Annotated in this window: 15 protein-coding genes; 4 read left to right on the forward strand and 11 right to left on the reverse strand. The window is 68.5% G+C overall.

Features of this window, described 5'->3' with window-relative positions:
* Window positions 1-32 precede the first annotated feature (32 nt).
* The 7 genes from paaE to BLV57_RS30455 are packed head-to-tail and all read right to left on the reverse strand — an operon-like array spanning window position 33 to window position 7,007.
* Window positions 33-1,088, reverse strand: a complete 1,056-nt coding sequence (gene paaE / locus BLV57_RS30425) for a 1,2-phenylacetyl-CoA epoxidase subunit PaaE (RefSeq protein WP_091294577.1) — start codon at window positions 1,086-1,088, stop codon at window positions 33-35.
* Complete coding sequence (gene paaD / locus BLV57_RS30430; RefSeq protein WP_281244443.1) at window positions 1,089-1,583, reverse strand: 1,2-phenylacetyl-CoA epoxidase subunit PaaD; 495 nt, start codon at window positions 1,581-1,583, stop codon at window positions 1,089-1,091.
* Window positions 1,580-2,437, reverse strand: coding sequence for a 1,2-phenylacetyl-CoA epoxidase subunit PaaC (gene paaC / locus BLV57_RS30435; protein ID WP_091294579.1), 858 nt, complete (start codon window positions 2,435-2,437; stop codon window positions 1,580-1,582). The genes paaD and paaC overlap by 4 nt, the downstream gene beginning before the upstream one ends.
* Complete coding sequence (gene paaB, locus BLV57_RS30440; protein WP_091294580.1) at window positions 2,434-2,718, reverse strand: 1,2-phenylacetyl-CoA epoxidase subunit PaaB; 285 nt, start codon at window positions 2,716-2,718, stop codon at window positions 2,434-2,436. Before paaB ends, paaC begins: the two co-directional genes overlap by 4 nt.
* Window positions 2,715-3,650: a 1,2-phenylacetyl-CoA epoxidase subunit PaaA gene (gene paaA, locus BLV57_RS30445; protein WP_091294582.1), complete on the reverse strand. Its 936-nt coding sequence runs from the start codon at window positions 3,648-3,650 to the stop codon at window positions 2,715-2,717. The genes paaB and paaA overlap by 4 nt, the downstream gene beginning before the upstream one ends.
* On the reverse strand, window positions 3,647-5,677 hold the full coding sequence (gene paaZ, locus BLV57_RS30450) for a phenylacetic acid degradation bifunctional protein PaaZ (protein ID WP_091294584.1): 2,031 nt from the start codon (window positions 5,675-5,677) through the stop codon (window positions 3,647-3,649). Before paaZ ends, paaA begins: the two co-directional genes overlap by 4 nt.
* A gap of 52 nt (window positions 5,678-5,729) precedes the next feature.
* Window positions 5,730-7,007, reverse strand: a complete 1,278-nt coding sequence (locus tag BLV57_RS30455) for a cytochrome P450 (RefSeq protein WP_091294586.1) — start codon at window positions 7,005-7,007, stop codon at window positions 5,730-5,732.
* A 56-nt stretch (window positions 7,008-7,063) separates the two neighbouring features.
* Between BLV57_RS30455 and paaI the strand changes: the two genes are divergently transcribed.
* The 3 genes from paaI to BLV57_RS30470 are packed head-to-tail and all read left to right on the forward strand — an operon-like array spanning window position 7,064 to window position 9,371.
* Window positions 7,064-7,471, forward strand: coding sequence for a hydroxyphenylacetyl-CoA thioesterase PaaI (paaI, locus tag BLV57_RS30460; RefSeq protein WP_245757578.1), 408 nt, complete (start codon window positions 7,064-7,066; stop codon window positions 7,469-7,471).
* Window positions 7,468-8,751, forward strand: a complete 1,284-nt coding sequence (gene paaK, locus BLV57_RS30465) for a phenylacetate--CoA ligase PaaK (RefSeq protein ID WP_091294588.1) — start codon at window positions 7,468-7,470, stop codon at window positions 8,749-8,751. Before paaI ends, paaK begins: the two co-directional genes overlap by 4 nt.
* Entirely contained in the window at window positions 8,748-9,371 is a 624-nt protein-coding gene (locus BLV57_RS30470) for a TetR/AcrR family transcriptional regulator (protein ID WP_091294590.1), read from the forward strand. Before paaK ends, BLV57_RS30470 begins: the two co-directional genes overlap by 4 nt.
* On the opposite strand, the gene BLV57_RS30475 is transcribed toward BLV57_RS30470, so the two are convergent.
* From BLV57_RS30475 to BLV57_RS30485, 3 genes are all read right to left on the reverse strand, one after another.
* The gene (locus BLV57_RS30475; protein ID WP_091294592.1) at window positions 9,353-9,625 is read right to left on the reverse strand and encodes a hypothetical protein; all 273 of its coding nucleotides are present in this window, start codon (window positions 9,623-9,625) and stop codon (window positions 9,353-9,355) included. The two genes, BLV57_RS30470 and BLV57_RS30475, sit on opposite strands and share 19 nt — an antisense overlap.
* A gap of 86 nt (window positions 9,626-9,711) precedes the next feature.
* The gene (locus BLV57_RS30480) at window positions 9,712-10,332 is read right to left on the reverse strand and encodes a TetR/AcrR family transcriptional regulator (protein WP_218134901.1); all 621 of its coding nucleotides are present in this window, start codon (window positions 10,330-10,332) and stop codon (window positions 9,712-9,714) included.
* Complete coding sequence (locus tag BLV57_RS30485; protein ID WP_091294594.1) at window positions 10,329-11,165, reverse strand: oxygenase MpaB family protein; 837 nt, start codon at window positions 11,163-11,165, stop codon at window positions 10,329-10,331. The genes BLV57_RS30480 and BLV57_RS30485 overlap by 4 nt, the downstream gene beginning before the upstream one ends.
* Window positions 11,166-11,268: 103 nt before the next feature.
* On the opposite strand from BLV57_RS30485, the gene BLV57_RS30490 reads away from it, so the two are divergent.
* A complete protein-coding gene (locus BLV57_RS30490) occupies window positions 11,269-11,910 on the forward strand; it encodes a TetR/AcrR family transcriptional regulator (protein WP_091294596.1) in 642 nt (213 codons plus the stop codon).
* Here BLV57_RS30490 and BLV57_RS30495 read toward each other — a convergent pair.
* Window positions 11,855-12,910 carry an AraC family transcriptional regulator gene (locus BLV57_RS30495; protein ID WP_091294598.1) on the reverse strand — a complete coding sequence of 352 codons (1,056 nt, stop codon included), beginning with the start codon at window positions 12,908-12,910 and terminating at the stop codon, window positions 11,855-11,857. The genes BLV57_RS30490 and BLV57_RS30495 overlap by 56 nt on opposite strands.
* Between the last annotated feature and the right edge of the window lie 24 nt (window positions 12,911-12,934).

Raw genomic sequence — 12,934 nt, forward strand, 5'->3', positions numbered from 1 at the left:
CCCCCTAGACAAGGAAAGGGGACAGCTTAAACCTAAGAATCGAAGTCGACCGTCAGGGTGTCCGAAACGGGCAGAGATTGACATGTGAGGACGAATCCTGCTTCAACCTCGGCCTTTTCCAACGCGAAATTGCGCCGCATGTCCACTTTCCCGGCGGTCACCTTCGCGCGGCACGTGCCGCATACCCCGCCTTTGCACGCGAAGGGCAGATCGGGGCGGAACCGCTGTGCCCCGTCCAGCACCGAAGTGTCACGAGACAATGTCATTGTGGTCGCCCGGCCGTCGAGCACGAGCGTCACTTCACTGGCCGCTCCGGTGACAGCGGGGTCCGCGTGGTGCACGGGTTCCGGCGGCAGCTCGTCCACATAGAACAATTCCTGGTGGACCCGTTCTCCGGGCACGCCCAGCTCCGTGAGCAGGCCTTGCGCGCCGGTCACCATTTCGAATGGACCGCACAGCCACCAGTGCGCGACCTCTTCGACCGGCACCAGCACGTCGAACAATTTTCGTAATTTATCGACGTCCAGCCTGCCGGTGAACAATTCCGCCTCGCGCGGTTCGCGCGAAAGCACATGCACGAGTTCCAGCCTTGACGGATACCGATCCTTCAGGTCCGCGAGCTCGTCGGCGAACATGACCGTGTCGGTCCGGCGGTTCCCGTACAGCACGGTGACGGTGATGTCCGGGTTCTCGAGCAGCGAAGCCGCGATCGACAGCACGGGCGTGATCCCCGAGCCCGCCGCGATCAGCACGTGGTGCGCGGCCGTGGCCAGATCCGGGGTGAACTTCCCGGTCGGCGCGGCGACCTCGATCTCGTCGCCCGGCTTGACCTCGTTGACCAGCCACGACGAGAACAGCCCGCCCGGCACCTCGCGCACGCCGACGCGCGGGCGCGCGCCGGCGGGCGCGCAGATCGAGTACGAGCGCCGTTCGTCGCGGCCGTCGACGACCCGGCGCAGCGTCAGCGACTGCCCCGGCAGGAAGCGGTACTCGGCGTCGAAGTCCGGCGGCACGTCGAAGGTCACGGCGACGGCGTCGTCGCACAACCGCTCGACGCCTGCCACGGTGAGAGTGCGGAACGCGGCCACTCAGATCTCCTTGACGTGTTCGAAAGGCTCAAGACAGGCGCGGCACCGGCGCAGCGCCTTGCACGCGGTCGCGCTGAACCGGGACAGCTCCTCGGTGTCCGCCGAGTCGCAGCGCGGGCACCGGACGCGCGACACCGGCGCGCTCAGCGTGAGCGGGATCGGGCCGGACCGCCGCGGCGCCCGCCCCGGCGGCGCGATGCCTGCCTCGGCGAGCTTGCGCTTGCCGTTCTCGCTGATCCAGTCGGTCGACCAGGCGGGCTCCAGCACCGTCCGCACCTCGACCTCGGCGAAGCCGGCGCCGAGCAGCGCGTGCTCGAGGTCGTCGCGCATGGTGTCCATGGCCGGGCAGCCGGTGTACGTCGGCGTGATCGAGACGACCACGCGGCCGCCGGTCTCGTCGACCTCACGCAGCACACCGAGGTCGGCGAGCGTGAGCATCGGCAGCTCGGGATCGGTGACCGTGGCCGCGACGGCGGCGGCCGTCACTGTGCTCACCACGTCGCGTCCGGATGTGCCCGTGCCACGCTCTGCATCTCCGCCAGCAGGAAGCCCAGCTGCTCGGTGTGCACGCCGTCGCGCCCGGTCTTGCCCGATACTCCCGCCAGCGCACCGGCTTCGGGCTTGGTGAGCGTCGAAGCCGCGAGCACCTGCGCGAGCACGTCGTCGAACTCCTCGCGCAGCGACGCGGCGTCGACCAGTTCGATCGGGTGCGTCAGGAAAAGCTCGCCGACATACGGCCAGACCGCGTCGAGCCCCTCCTGCATCCGCTCGTGTGAGAGCGCGGTGCCGTCGCCGAGCCGGACCATCCACTGCGCGGCGTAGTCGCGGTGATAGGCCAGTTCCTTGATTCCCTTGGCCGCGATCGCCGCCAGCACCGGGTCTTCCGACGACACCAGTCGCTGCAGCAAAGCGAGCCGCCACGTCGAGAACACGAACAGCCGCGCGATCAGGTGCCCGAAGTGCCCGCCACCCAGCTCGGCGAGCCGGACGTTGCGGAACTCCCGGTCCGACCGGAAGAACGCCAGCCCGTCTTCGGTGCGCTCACTGCCGTCGGCCTTGCCGACCCTGGCGAGCAGCAGCCGCGCCTGGCCGAGCAGGTCGAGGCCGATGTTCGCGATGGCGACCTCGTCTTCCAGCTCGGGCGCGTTGGTGCACCACTCCTGCAGCCGGTGCGAGAAGATCAGCGCGTCGTCACCGAGCATCAGGCAGTACGCGGCGAGCGCCTGACCGTCCACACCGGACGGAACCGAGGTGTCCACCCCGGACAGCGGGTCGTCGAACCCGGTGCCGAAAGCCCAGCGGGAGTCGTTCTCCTCGGTGATCGCTTCGTAAGCGTTGTCGAAACTCATATGTGCGGCACATTCTCGGGAATGTCGTAGAAGGTCGGGTGCCGGTACACCTTGTCGCCGCTGGGCGCGAAGAACGGGTCCTTCTCGTCCGGGCTCGACGCGGTGATGTCCTCGGCCTTGACGACCCAGATGGACACCCCCTCGTTGCGGCGGGTGTAGAGGTCACGCGCGTGGTGCAGCGCCATCTCGTCGTCCGCCGCGTGCAGCGAGCCGACGTGGACGTGGTTCAGCCCGCGCTTGCCACGGACGAAGACCTCGTAGAGCGGCCAATCATGCTTCACGCTGCTGCCTCGGCTTTCTTCTTCTCCGCGTGGGCGACGGCGGCTTCCCGCACCCAAGCGCCCTCGTCCTGGGCCTTGCGGCGGTGTGCGATGCGCTGGGCGTTGCACGGGCCGTTGCCCTTGAGGATGTTCTTGAACTCGTCCCAGTCGACGGCCCCGAAGTCGTGGTGCCCGCGCTCGGCGTTCCACTTCAGGTCCGGGTCCGGCAGGGTGACGCCGAGCGCCTCGGCCTGCGGCACCGACATGTCGACGAAGCGCTGGCGCAGCTCGTCGTTGGTGTGCCGCTTGACCTTCCACGCCATGGACTGCGCGGTGTTCGGCGAGTCCGCGTCGGGCGGGCCGAACATCATCAGCGACGGCCACCACCAGCGGTCGACGGCCTCCTGGACCATCTCGCGCTGGCCCTGCGTGCCCCGCATCATCGTCATCAGCAGCTCGAAACCCTGCCGCTGGTGGAACGACTCCTCCTTGCAGATCCGGATCATCGCCCGCGCGTACGGCCCGTACGAGCTGCGGCACAGCGGGACCTGGTTGCAGATGGCGGCCCCGTCGACCAGCCAGCCGATCACGCCGACGTCGGCGAAGGTCAGCGTCGGGTAGTTGAAGATCGACGAGTACTTCTGCCTGCCGCTGATCAGCTTGTCGGTCAGGTCGGCGCGGTCGGCGCCGAGCGTGGCCGCCGCCGAGTACAGGTACAGCCCGTGCCCGGCCTCGTCCTGCACCTTCGCGAGCAGGATCGCCTTGCGCCGCAACGAAGGCGCGCGGGTGATCCAGTTGCCTTCCGGTTGCATGCCGATGATCTCGGAGTGCGCGTGCTGCGCGATCTGCCGGATCATCGTCTTGCGGTACCCCTCGGGCACCCAGTCACGCGGCTCGATGCGCTGGTCGCGCTCGATCGTCTGCTCGAAGAGAGCCTCGAGTTCGGCTGTCATGCCTTTTCCTTTGCCACCAGGGTGAGCACGTCGTACTTCGCGACCGACTCGTCGTTCTGGTTGGTCACGTCGGCGTCCCAGCGGACCTCGCCGTACTCCTGGTCGACGCGTGGCGTGATCTGCTTGGCCGTCAGGGTGACGGTGAGCGTGTCGTCCACCTTGACCGGGGTCAGGAAGCGCAGGTTCTCCAGGCCGTAGTTCGCGAGCACCGGGCCGGGCTCCGGCGAGACGAACAGGCCCGCCGCGAAGGAAACGACCAGGTAGCCGTGCGCGACGATGCCGCCGAAGAGCGGGTTCGCGGCGGCCGCCTCGGGGTCGGTGTGCGCGTAGAAGCTGTCGCCGGTGAACTCGGTGAAGTGGTCGATGTCGGCCTGGGTCACCTGACGCGGCCCGGCGACGACCGCGTCGCCGACCTTCAGCTCCGCCAACGACTTCCGGAACGGGTGCTCGTCCGAGATCGTGCGCGGCGCGCCAGCGACCCACTGGCCGGTGACGGCGCTGAGCAGCTTCGGCGTGCCCTGCACGGCGGTGCGCTGCAGGTGGTGCATGACGCCGCGGATGCCGCCCATCTCCTCGCCGCCACCGGCGCGGCCGGGGCCGCCGTGGACGAGCTGCGGCATCGGCGAACCGTGCCCGGTGGACTCCTTCGCGTCGTCGGCGTCGAGCACCAGCAGGCGGCCGTGCCACGGCGCGACACCGAGCACGATCTCGCGGGCGAAATCGGTGTCGGCGGTGACGATCGAGCCAGCCAGGCTGCCCTCGCCGCGCGCGGCGTAGTCGATGAGCTGCTCGGTCGAGGTGTACGGCAGCAGCGTCGACACCGGGCCGAACGCCTCGACCTCGTGCGGCTCGGCGCGCTCGGGGTCGGCCTTGAGCAGCACCGGCGAGATGAACGCACCGCGCTCGGCGTCGGCGTCGACGACGTCGACCTTCTCGGGGTCACCGAAGACGATGCTGCCCGCGTCGAGCAGCGCCTTGAGCGAGCGGCGCACCTCTTCGCGCTGCTCCAGGCTGGCGAGCGCGCCCATCCGGACACCCTCGGCGGTCGGGTTGCCGACGGTCACCTTGGCGAGCCGCGCGCTGGCGGCCTCGGCGACGGCGTCGAGCAGCTCGGCGGGCACGAACGCGCGCCGGATCGCGGTGCACTTCTGACCGGCCTTGACGGTCATCTCGCTGGTCAGCTGCTTGACGAACAGGTCGAACTCGACGGTGCCCGGCTTGGCGTCCGGCCCCAGGATCGAGAGGTTCAGCGAGTCGGCCTCGGCGTTGAACCGGACCGCGTTGCGGATGATCGCCGGGTGCGCGCGCAGCTTCTGCGCGGTCGACGCGGAGCCGGTGAAGCTCACCAGGTCCTGCGCGGTGACGTGGTCGAGCAGGTCGCCGACGCTGCCCGCGATGAACTGCAGCGAGCCCTCGGGCAGGATGCCGGACTCGATGATCAGCTCGACCAGCCGCGCGGTGAGGTACGCGGTCTGGCTGGCCGGCTTGACCAGGCTCGGCACCCCGGCGAGGAACGCGGGCGCGAACTTCTCCAGCGGTCCCCAGACGGGGAAGTTGAACGCGTTGATCTGGATCGCCACACCCCGCAGCGGGGTCGCGATGTGCTGGCCGGCGAAGGTGCCGCCCTTGCTCAGCGGCTCGACCGCGCCGTCGACGTAGACCGTCGAGTTCGGCAGCTCGCGCTTGCCCTTGCTGCCGTAGGTGAACAGCACGCCGATGCCGCCGTCGATGTCGAACTTCGAGTCACCCAGCGTCGCGCCGGTCTTGGCGGACAACGCGTACAGCTCGTCCCGGTGCTCACGCAGGTGCGAGGCGAGCGCCTTCAGCAGCGCGGCACGCTGGTGGAAGGTCAGCTCCCGCAGCGCGGGCCCGCCGACGCGGCGCCCGTAGTCCAGCGTCGCGGCCATGTCCACGCCCGCCGACGAGACCCGGGCGACCTCTTCGCCCGTCGTGGCGTCGTGCAGCGGGACACCCTCCTCAGCCGAGGTGTGCCACTCGCCGGACACGTAACTGCGCAGCAAGGCCATCGGGGTTCGCCCTCTCCTGGATTAACCAACCGTTCGTTCAGTAATTCGCATCTTAGCGCGCGGTCCAGCGAAGTGGTAGGTGCGTGACGCCGTTGATGAAGTTCGACGTCAGGCGCCGTGGTGCGCCCGCCAGCTCGACCTGCGGCAGCATCCGCAGGAACTCCGCGAAGAAGATCCGCAGCTGCAGCCGCCCGAAGTGCGCGCCGAGGCACAGATGCGGCCCCTGCCCGAACGCCAGGTGCTCGTTCGGCGACCTGCCCACGTCGAACCGGAACGGATCGGCGAACACGCGCTCGTCGAAATGCGCGGACACGTGGTACACGACCACCTTGTCCCCCGCCGCGATCCGCTGCCCGCCCAGTTCGACGTCCTTCGCCGCCGTGCGCCGGAAGCTCAGCACCGGCGGATGCCAGCGCAACATTTCTTCCACAGCACTCGAAAGCAAAGAAGAATCCTCGCGCAGCCGCCGATATTCGCCAGGATTTTCGACCAGCGCGAGCACGCCGCCGGGCAATGCGCTCCGCACAGTGTCATTGCCCGCGATCACCACCAGAAAGAAGAACATCTCCAGCTCGGCGTCGTCGAGCGCGCGGCCGTCGACCTCGGCCTGGACGAGCGCGGTCATCAGGTCGTCCGCGGGCTTCACCCGTTTGGCCGCCGCGAGTTCCTGGGCGTAGGCGAACATGTCCCGCAACGCGGCGGGCGAGCGCGGGTTGACCGGCTTGCCATCGGCGTCGCGGAGAATCTCGGCGTGCTCGGGGTCTTGATAGCCGATGACCCGGTTGGTCCACTTCAGCAGCAACGCGCGGTCCTCGGCGGGCACACCCAGCAAATCGGCCAGATTCAGCAGCGGGAAGTCGTCGGTCACCTCGGTGGGGAGGTCGCACGAGCCACGGTCGGCGACGGCGCCGATCAGCGCACGGGCCCGTTCGGCGATCTGCTCGGCCGAGCGTTCCAACCGACGCCGGGTGAACACCGCCGACACCAGTTTGCGCAAACGATTGTGCTCGGGCGGGTCCATGTTGAGGATCATCCGGCGGATGAACGCGAGGTCGTCCGGCTCGGGATCGCGGATCTGGGTCGCGCCGAGCGAGGACGAGAACAGCTCCGGGCTGCGCAGGACGTGCTTCACGTCGGCATGCCTGGTGACCGCCCAGAAACCGGGCCCGGCAGGCCAGTCGTCCACCTCGTGCTCGGCCTGCCAGGCCACCGGCGCGTGGTCGCGGAGCAGGCGGAATGCCTCATGCGGCACGCCGAGGGAAAACACCCGGGGATCGAAGACGTCGACCGTCTTGACACCGGCCTGGTCACTGCCTTTACTGAGCGACACCTTTATCAACCGTCCATTCGGTCAGTCAGTTCAAGCGCGAAGGCAGTGGAGCGCCCATGTCCAGCAACGCCGCCGAAACGATGTTCGGCGACGACGCCGCGACCCGATCGCTCGGCATCGAACTCCTCGAATTCGGGGACGGCCGCGCCGTCGCCAGCATGCGCGTGACCGACCCGATGGTCAACGGACACGCCATCGCGCACGGCGGGTACGTCTTCCTGCTGGCCGACACCGCGTTCGCCTACGCGTGCAACAGCCGGGGCCCGGTGACCGTCGCGGCCGGCGCCGAGATCTCCTTCGTGGCCGCCGCCAAGGCCGGTGACACCTTGGTCGCCACGGCCGAGGAGCGCACGGTCTTCGGCCGCAACGGCATCTACGATGTCACGGTGCGCCGCGGTGACACCGTGATCGCGGAATTCCGCGGCCGCAGCCGCGCCATCGGCCGCACAGAGGACGAAAAATGACCGACACCGCCGAAAAACTCGACCTGGACGAACTGCGCGCGCTCCAGCTCACGCGTCTACAGTGGACTTTGGAACACGCTTACACGAATGTTCCCTTCTACACCAAGAAGTTCGACGAAGCCGGCGTCCGTCCCGAGGACTGCCGCACGCTCGAAGACCTGGCGAAGTTCCCGTTCACCACGAAGCACGACCTGCGTGACAATTACCCCTTCGGCATGTTCGCCGTGCCCCAGGACCGGATCCGGCGCATCCACGCGTCCAGCGGCACGACCGGCAAGCCGACGGTCGTCTGCTACACCGAGGCCGACATCGACACCTGGGCCACGGTCGTCGCCAGGTCGATCCGCGCCGCCGGCGGGCGGCCGGGGCACAAGGTGCACGTGGCATACGGGTACGGCCTGTTCACCGGCGGGCTCGGCGCGCACTACGGCGCGGAGAAGCTCGGCTGCACGGTGATCCCCGCGTCCGGCGGGATGACCAGCCGCCAGGTGCAGATCATCACGGACTTCGCGCCCGAGATCATCATGGTCACCCCGACGTACATGCTCACGCTGCTCGACGAGTTCGAGCGCCAGGGCATCGACCCGCGCACGAGCTCGCTCAAGGTCGGCATCTTCGGCGCGGAGCCGTGGACCGAGCAGATGCGGGCCGAGATCGAGGAGCGGGCGGGCATCGACGCGGTCGACATCTACGGGCTGTCCGAGGTGATGGGCCCGGGTGTCGCGCAGGAATGCGTCGAGACCAAGGACGGGCTGCACATCTGGGAGGACCACTTCTATCCCGAGGTGATCGACCCGTTCACCGAGCGGGTGCAGGCGAACGGCGAAAGCGGCGAGCTGCTGTTCACCTCGCTGACCAAGGAAGCGCTGCCGATCATCCGCTACCGCACCCGCGACCTGACCCGGCTGCTGCCCGGCACGGCGCGCCCGTCGTTCCGCCGGATGGAAAAGGTCACCGGCCGCACCGACGACATGATCATCCTGCGTGGTGTCAACGTCTTCCCGACGCAGATCGAGGAGATCGTGCTGCGCACCGAGGGCCTGGCCCCGCATTTCCAGCTGATCCGCACCACCCGCGGCCGGATGGATCACCTGACCGTCCACGTCGAGGCCCGCTCGGACACCCCGGCCGAGCGGCGCGCCGCCGCGGCGGCGGAACTGATCGCGGGCGTCAAGGACGGCGTCGGCGTCACGGTGGACGTCGAGGTCTTCGACCCCGACACGCTCGAACGTTCGCTCGGCAAGATGCGCCGCGTGCTGGACCAGCGGGAAGGCAGATGACGACCACCCCCGGATCCCCGGCCCGGCGCGGCAGACCCGGCTACGACCTCGAATCACTGCTCCAGGTGGCCGTCAGGCTGTTCAACGAGCGCGGGTACGACGGCACCAGCATGGAAGACCTCTCGCGCAAGCTCGGCATCACGAAATCCGCCATCTACCACCATGTCCCGAGCAAGCAGGAGCTGCTGCGGCTCGCGGTGGACCGCGCGCTCGGCGGGCTCTTCGCCGTCGCGGCGGAGACCGAAGGCATCGAGGGCCGGGCGATCGACCGGCTGGAGCATCTGGTCCGCGGCAGTGTGCTGGTGCTCGTCGAGCAGCTGCCGTTCGTGACGCTGCTCTTGCGCGTGCGCGGCAACACCAAGGTCGAGCGGGCCGCGCTCGCCAGGCGGCGTGAGTTCGACCGGATCGTCACCGAATTGGTCAAGCAGGCCGAAACCGAGGGCGACGTGCGCCCGGACATCGACCCGGCGGTCACCAGCAGGCTGCTGTTCGGCATGGTCAACTCACTCACCGAGTGGTACCGGCCGCGCCGTGGCTCGTCGCCGGCCGAACTCGCCGAAGCGGTCAGCAAGATCGCCTTCGACGGCCTACGCCTGCCGCCTCAGCCCGCGTCGGCCTGAGGCGGCCGTTCCGCTTGCCAGAGCAGTGCTTCGCGAAGCCGGTGGATGAGTTCCTCGTCGTCGGCCTCGGAGGGGTCGATGCCCAGTGGCAGCCAGGTTTCGCAGACTTTCACGCCATGGTCGTAGTTCGTGATGAGCACCCCGGCGTAGGTGAGTTCGTCGCCGGTCCCGTCGAGGCACACCTTGCGATGCTGCAAGGTGACCGATACCCAGCGCTCGCGTCCTTGCCCGGCCTCGCCACCGGAATCTTTCATGTGTTCCTACCCCACGGCGCGCCAAGATAACCCGAACGTGTCGTCGCGCGGAGGAGTCTTCGGGTTACCCACGAGTTGTACCGGTTCTATAACGCCCCGGGATCCAGCCTGAGCAGCGGAGTGATGAACTCGCGGGCGAAATCCCGCGCCGCGGCCGGTTCGTTGACAGGGATGATCCCTTGCGGCGTCAGTGCCAGCGACAACGCGAGCCTGGCGAGGATTTCGGCAGGCGGCTCGGGGTCGAACGCGGACACCTTGCCCTGCTTTTGCAGCCTGCCGATCGTTTCGGCCAGGTAATCACGCCCGAGCGCGAGAAACGGGCCCGCCTGGGTCGTCAGCAGCGGCAACGTCACCTCGGGCTCGGTGGTCAGCAGCCGCGTGAGGAGCCGGTTGCGTGTCAACCCCTCCGCGAACGCGACGAAGCCTTCGACGACCTGCTCGACCGCGCTCGCGTCGTGGTCGACGCTGCGGTCGACCGCCTCGACGAACCGCCGCGCCTCGCGGATGGCCACCGCTTCGACGAGCTGGCTCTTCTGTGCGAAGCGGCGGTAGAGCGTGGCCGGGCTCAGGCCCGACCGCTTGGCGACCTCGTTCATGCTGGTGCGCCGGATGCCGAAGTCGAGGAACGCGGCCAGCGCGCCGTCGAGGATCGGGCCCTGGTCGGCGTCTTCCGGAACCGCGCGCAGTATCCGCTGGAGCAAGGTCACCCGGTCAGCCTCGCACGGCGTTTGGCGTCGTAGGCGATGCGGTACTCCCCGATCCGGGCCGGCACCCGCGGCCCGACCACGCGCACCGCACTGGCCAGGCGGTCGAAGCGCTTCTGGTCCGTCACCGTCCAGCTCAGGCCCCAGCGTTCCCGCAAGGTCACCGGCAGCAGGCCGATCGTGCAGGTCCGCTGCACGGTGCCGCCCAGTGGCCGGACCAGGTTCCACACCGGCGACGGGACCAGCCGGTGCGGCGGCCCGACGTCGGTCATCGAGATCGCGTGGAGCACATCGCGCACGCTTTGGTTGTCCTCCAAGCGGTTTTCGACCACGTCGTCGAAGTACTCGCGGAAGCCTTCGACCGTCTCCGGCATGCGGTCCGCCTTGATGCCCAGCACTTCGCCGAGCTGCCGCCATTCGCGATAGAGCGTGCGCACGTCGGCGTCGCCGAGCGGCACGCCGAAGTGGCGTTCCAGCTCGACGAACCCCTGGAACAGGGTGGCGTGGACCCACCAGTACGCCTCCTGCGAGAGCGCGTGATAGCGCCTGCCCCGGTTGTCCACACCCTTGATCGACTTGTGGAGTTCTCGCAACCTGGCGGCTTCGTCGAGCGCGGCCTGGCCGCCGTAGATGGTGGTGAGCAGCGACGTCATGGTGCGGTCGAGACGCTCCCACGGCTCAGCCTGGAAGTTCGAGTGCTCGAGCACCCCGGCGCCGACGACCGGGTGCCCGACCTGCAGAAGCAGTCCGTAGCCGCCGGCGAGCAGCGCACGGCGCTCGCCACCGAGGCGCCAGGCGACCGAACCGGGACCGAGTGGCCTGCAGGTGACGTCCATACCGTGCCTCCCGTGAGAGAAAGAGAGTATTTTTCTATCACCACTTTTGACATTCGGTCAATAGCTTGTTGACAGACCGCCGACGGATCACGACGCTGGAACCATGACCACGGTGACGAGGCGGCGCAGGCTGGAGCCGGAAGCACGGCGGGCCGAGATTCTCGCCGCCGCCCGCAAGCTGTTCGACGCAGGCAGCTACGCGTCGGTGTCCACTTCGGACATCGCGAAGGCGGCGGGCGTGGCGCGCCCGCTGATCAACCACTACTTCGGCGGGAAGCGCGAGCTGTACCTGGAGGTGCTCCGGCAGATCATGGTGGTGCCGGCGCCGGTCACCGAGAGCCTGCCGAAGACCACCATGGAGCACCGGCTGGAGATCAGCATCGACCGCTGGCTCGACGTGGTCGAGCGCAACAAGCGCACCTGGCTGACCGCGATCGGCCCGGAGGCGATCGGCCACGATCCCGACATCGAGCGGATCATGCTGGAGGCGGACGAGATCGCCGCCGACCACGTGCTCGAAGCCGCGCTCATGCACGAGATCACCGAAGGCCGCGAGCAGCTCCGCGCGATGATCCGCTCCTACGGCAGCATGCTCCGCGCGGCCTCACGCGAATGGCTGATCCGCGGGACACTGGACCGCGAGACGCTCAGGACGTTCCTGCTCAGCTCGATCATGCACCTGCTCAAGGTCACCTACCCGGACGTCCTCGCACGGCGGACCGCCGCACGAACGCGGCCGGAGTGACGCCTTTCCAGCGCTTGAACGCGTAAATGAAGCTCGACGCTTCCGCGTACCCGAGCCGGATCGCCACGTCTTCGACGCTGAGCGCACCGGTCCCGAGCATCTCCTCGGCCAGCGCCTGCCGCACCTCGTCGACCAGCGCCCGATAGCTGGTCCCGGCCTCGGTCAGCCTGCGCCTGAGCGTTCGGGCGCTCAGGTTCAGCTCGCGCGCGACCGTGTCCATGCCCGCGTCGGCGCCCCCGACCTTGATCAGCCGCTCCCGCACATCCTGCGAGATCCCGGACCGCTCCCGCTTGCGCGCGACGAGTTCGCGGCACTGCGCCTCACAGATCGCGACCGTGTGCTCATTCGCCTGCGGCAGCGGATGATCGAGGTACGAGAGGTCCAAAGTGGCCACATTCTCGTCCGCCCCGAACCTCGGCTCGACCCCGAAAACGTCCACATAGGACTCTACGCTTTCCGGTTTTCCGTGACGCCAGCCTAGGGTTCGCAGCTTCACACTCGGCAGCAGATCCCGCATGACGGTATGGATGGCTGAAAGATCCCGCAGCGCGAGGAACCGCGCGACGTCGGCCGGCACGCGTTCGTCGTTGAGCGTCAACGAGATCTTCTCGCCATCGACGGCGATATGCGGGATACAGAAGGTGAAACTGAGGTCGAGATACCGCAGCGCGAACGCCATCGCGTCCCGCAGCGTCGGACTGCTGATGCACGCGAACCCGAAGATCCCGAACGTGGTCACGTGATACCGCCGCCCCAGCGCGAGCGCGACCGCGTCCTCGGCACCGAGCCGCCCCGCGACGTTCCGGATGACGGCCAGCTCCTGCCGCGCGTCGACCTGCACCGCCGGATCGAGCAGCTGCACCGGCGTGAGCCCGGTCCCCCGCAGCACCTCGTCCGGCCCCATCCCCCGCTCATCGGCGAACTGGCTGATCAGCAGAATGCTCGCCGCGCTCCGGGGAAAGTCCCAGTCGCGGACCGCGGGCACGGCGAGTTCACCCATGGCCGGGATTATCGCCTGTCTCGC

Origin of the sequence: Amycolatopsis xylanica (genome assembly GCF_900107045.1) — a bacterium.
Taxonomy (GTDB): Bacteria; Actinomycetota; Actinomycetes; order Mycobacteriales; family Pseudonocardiaceae; genus Amycolatopsis; species Amycolatopsis xylanica.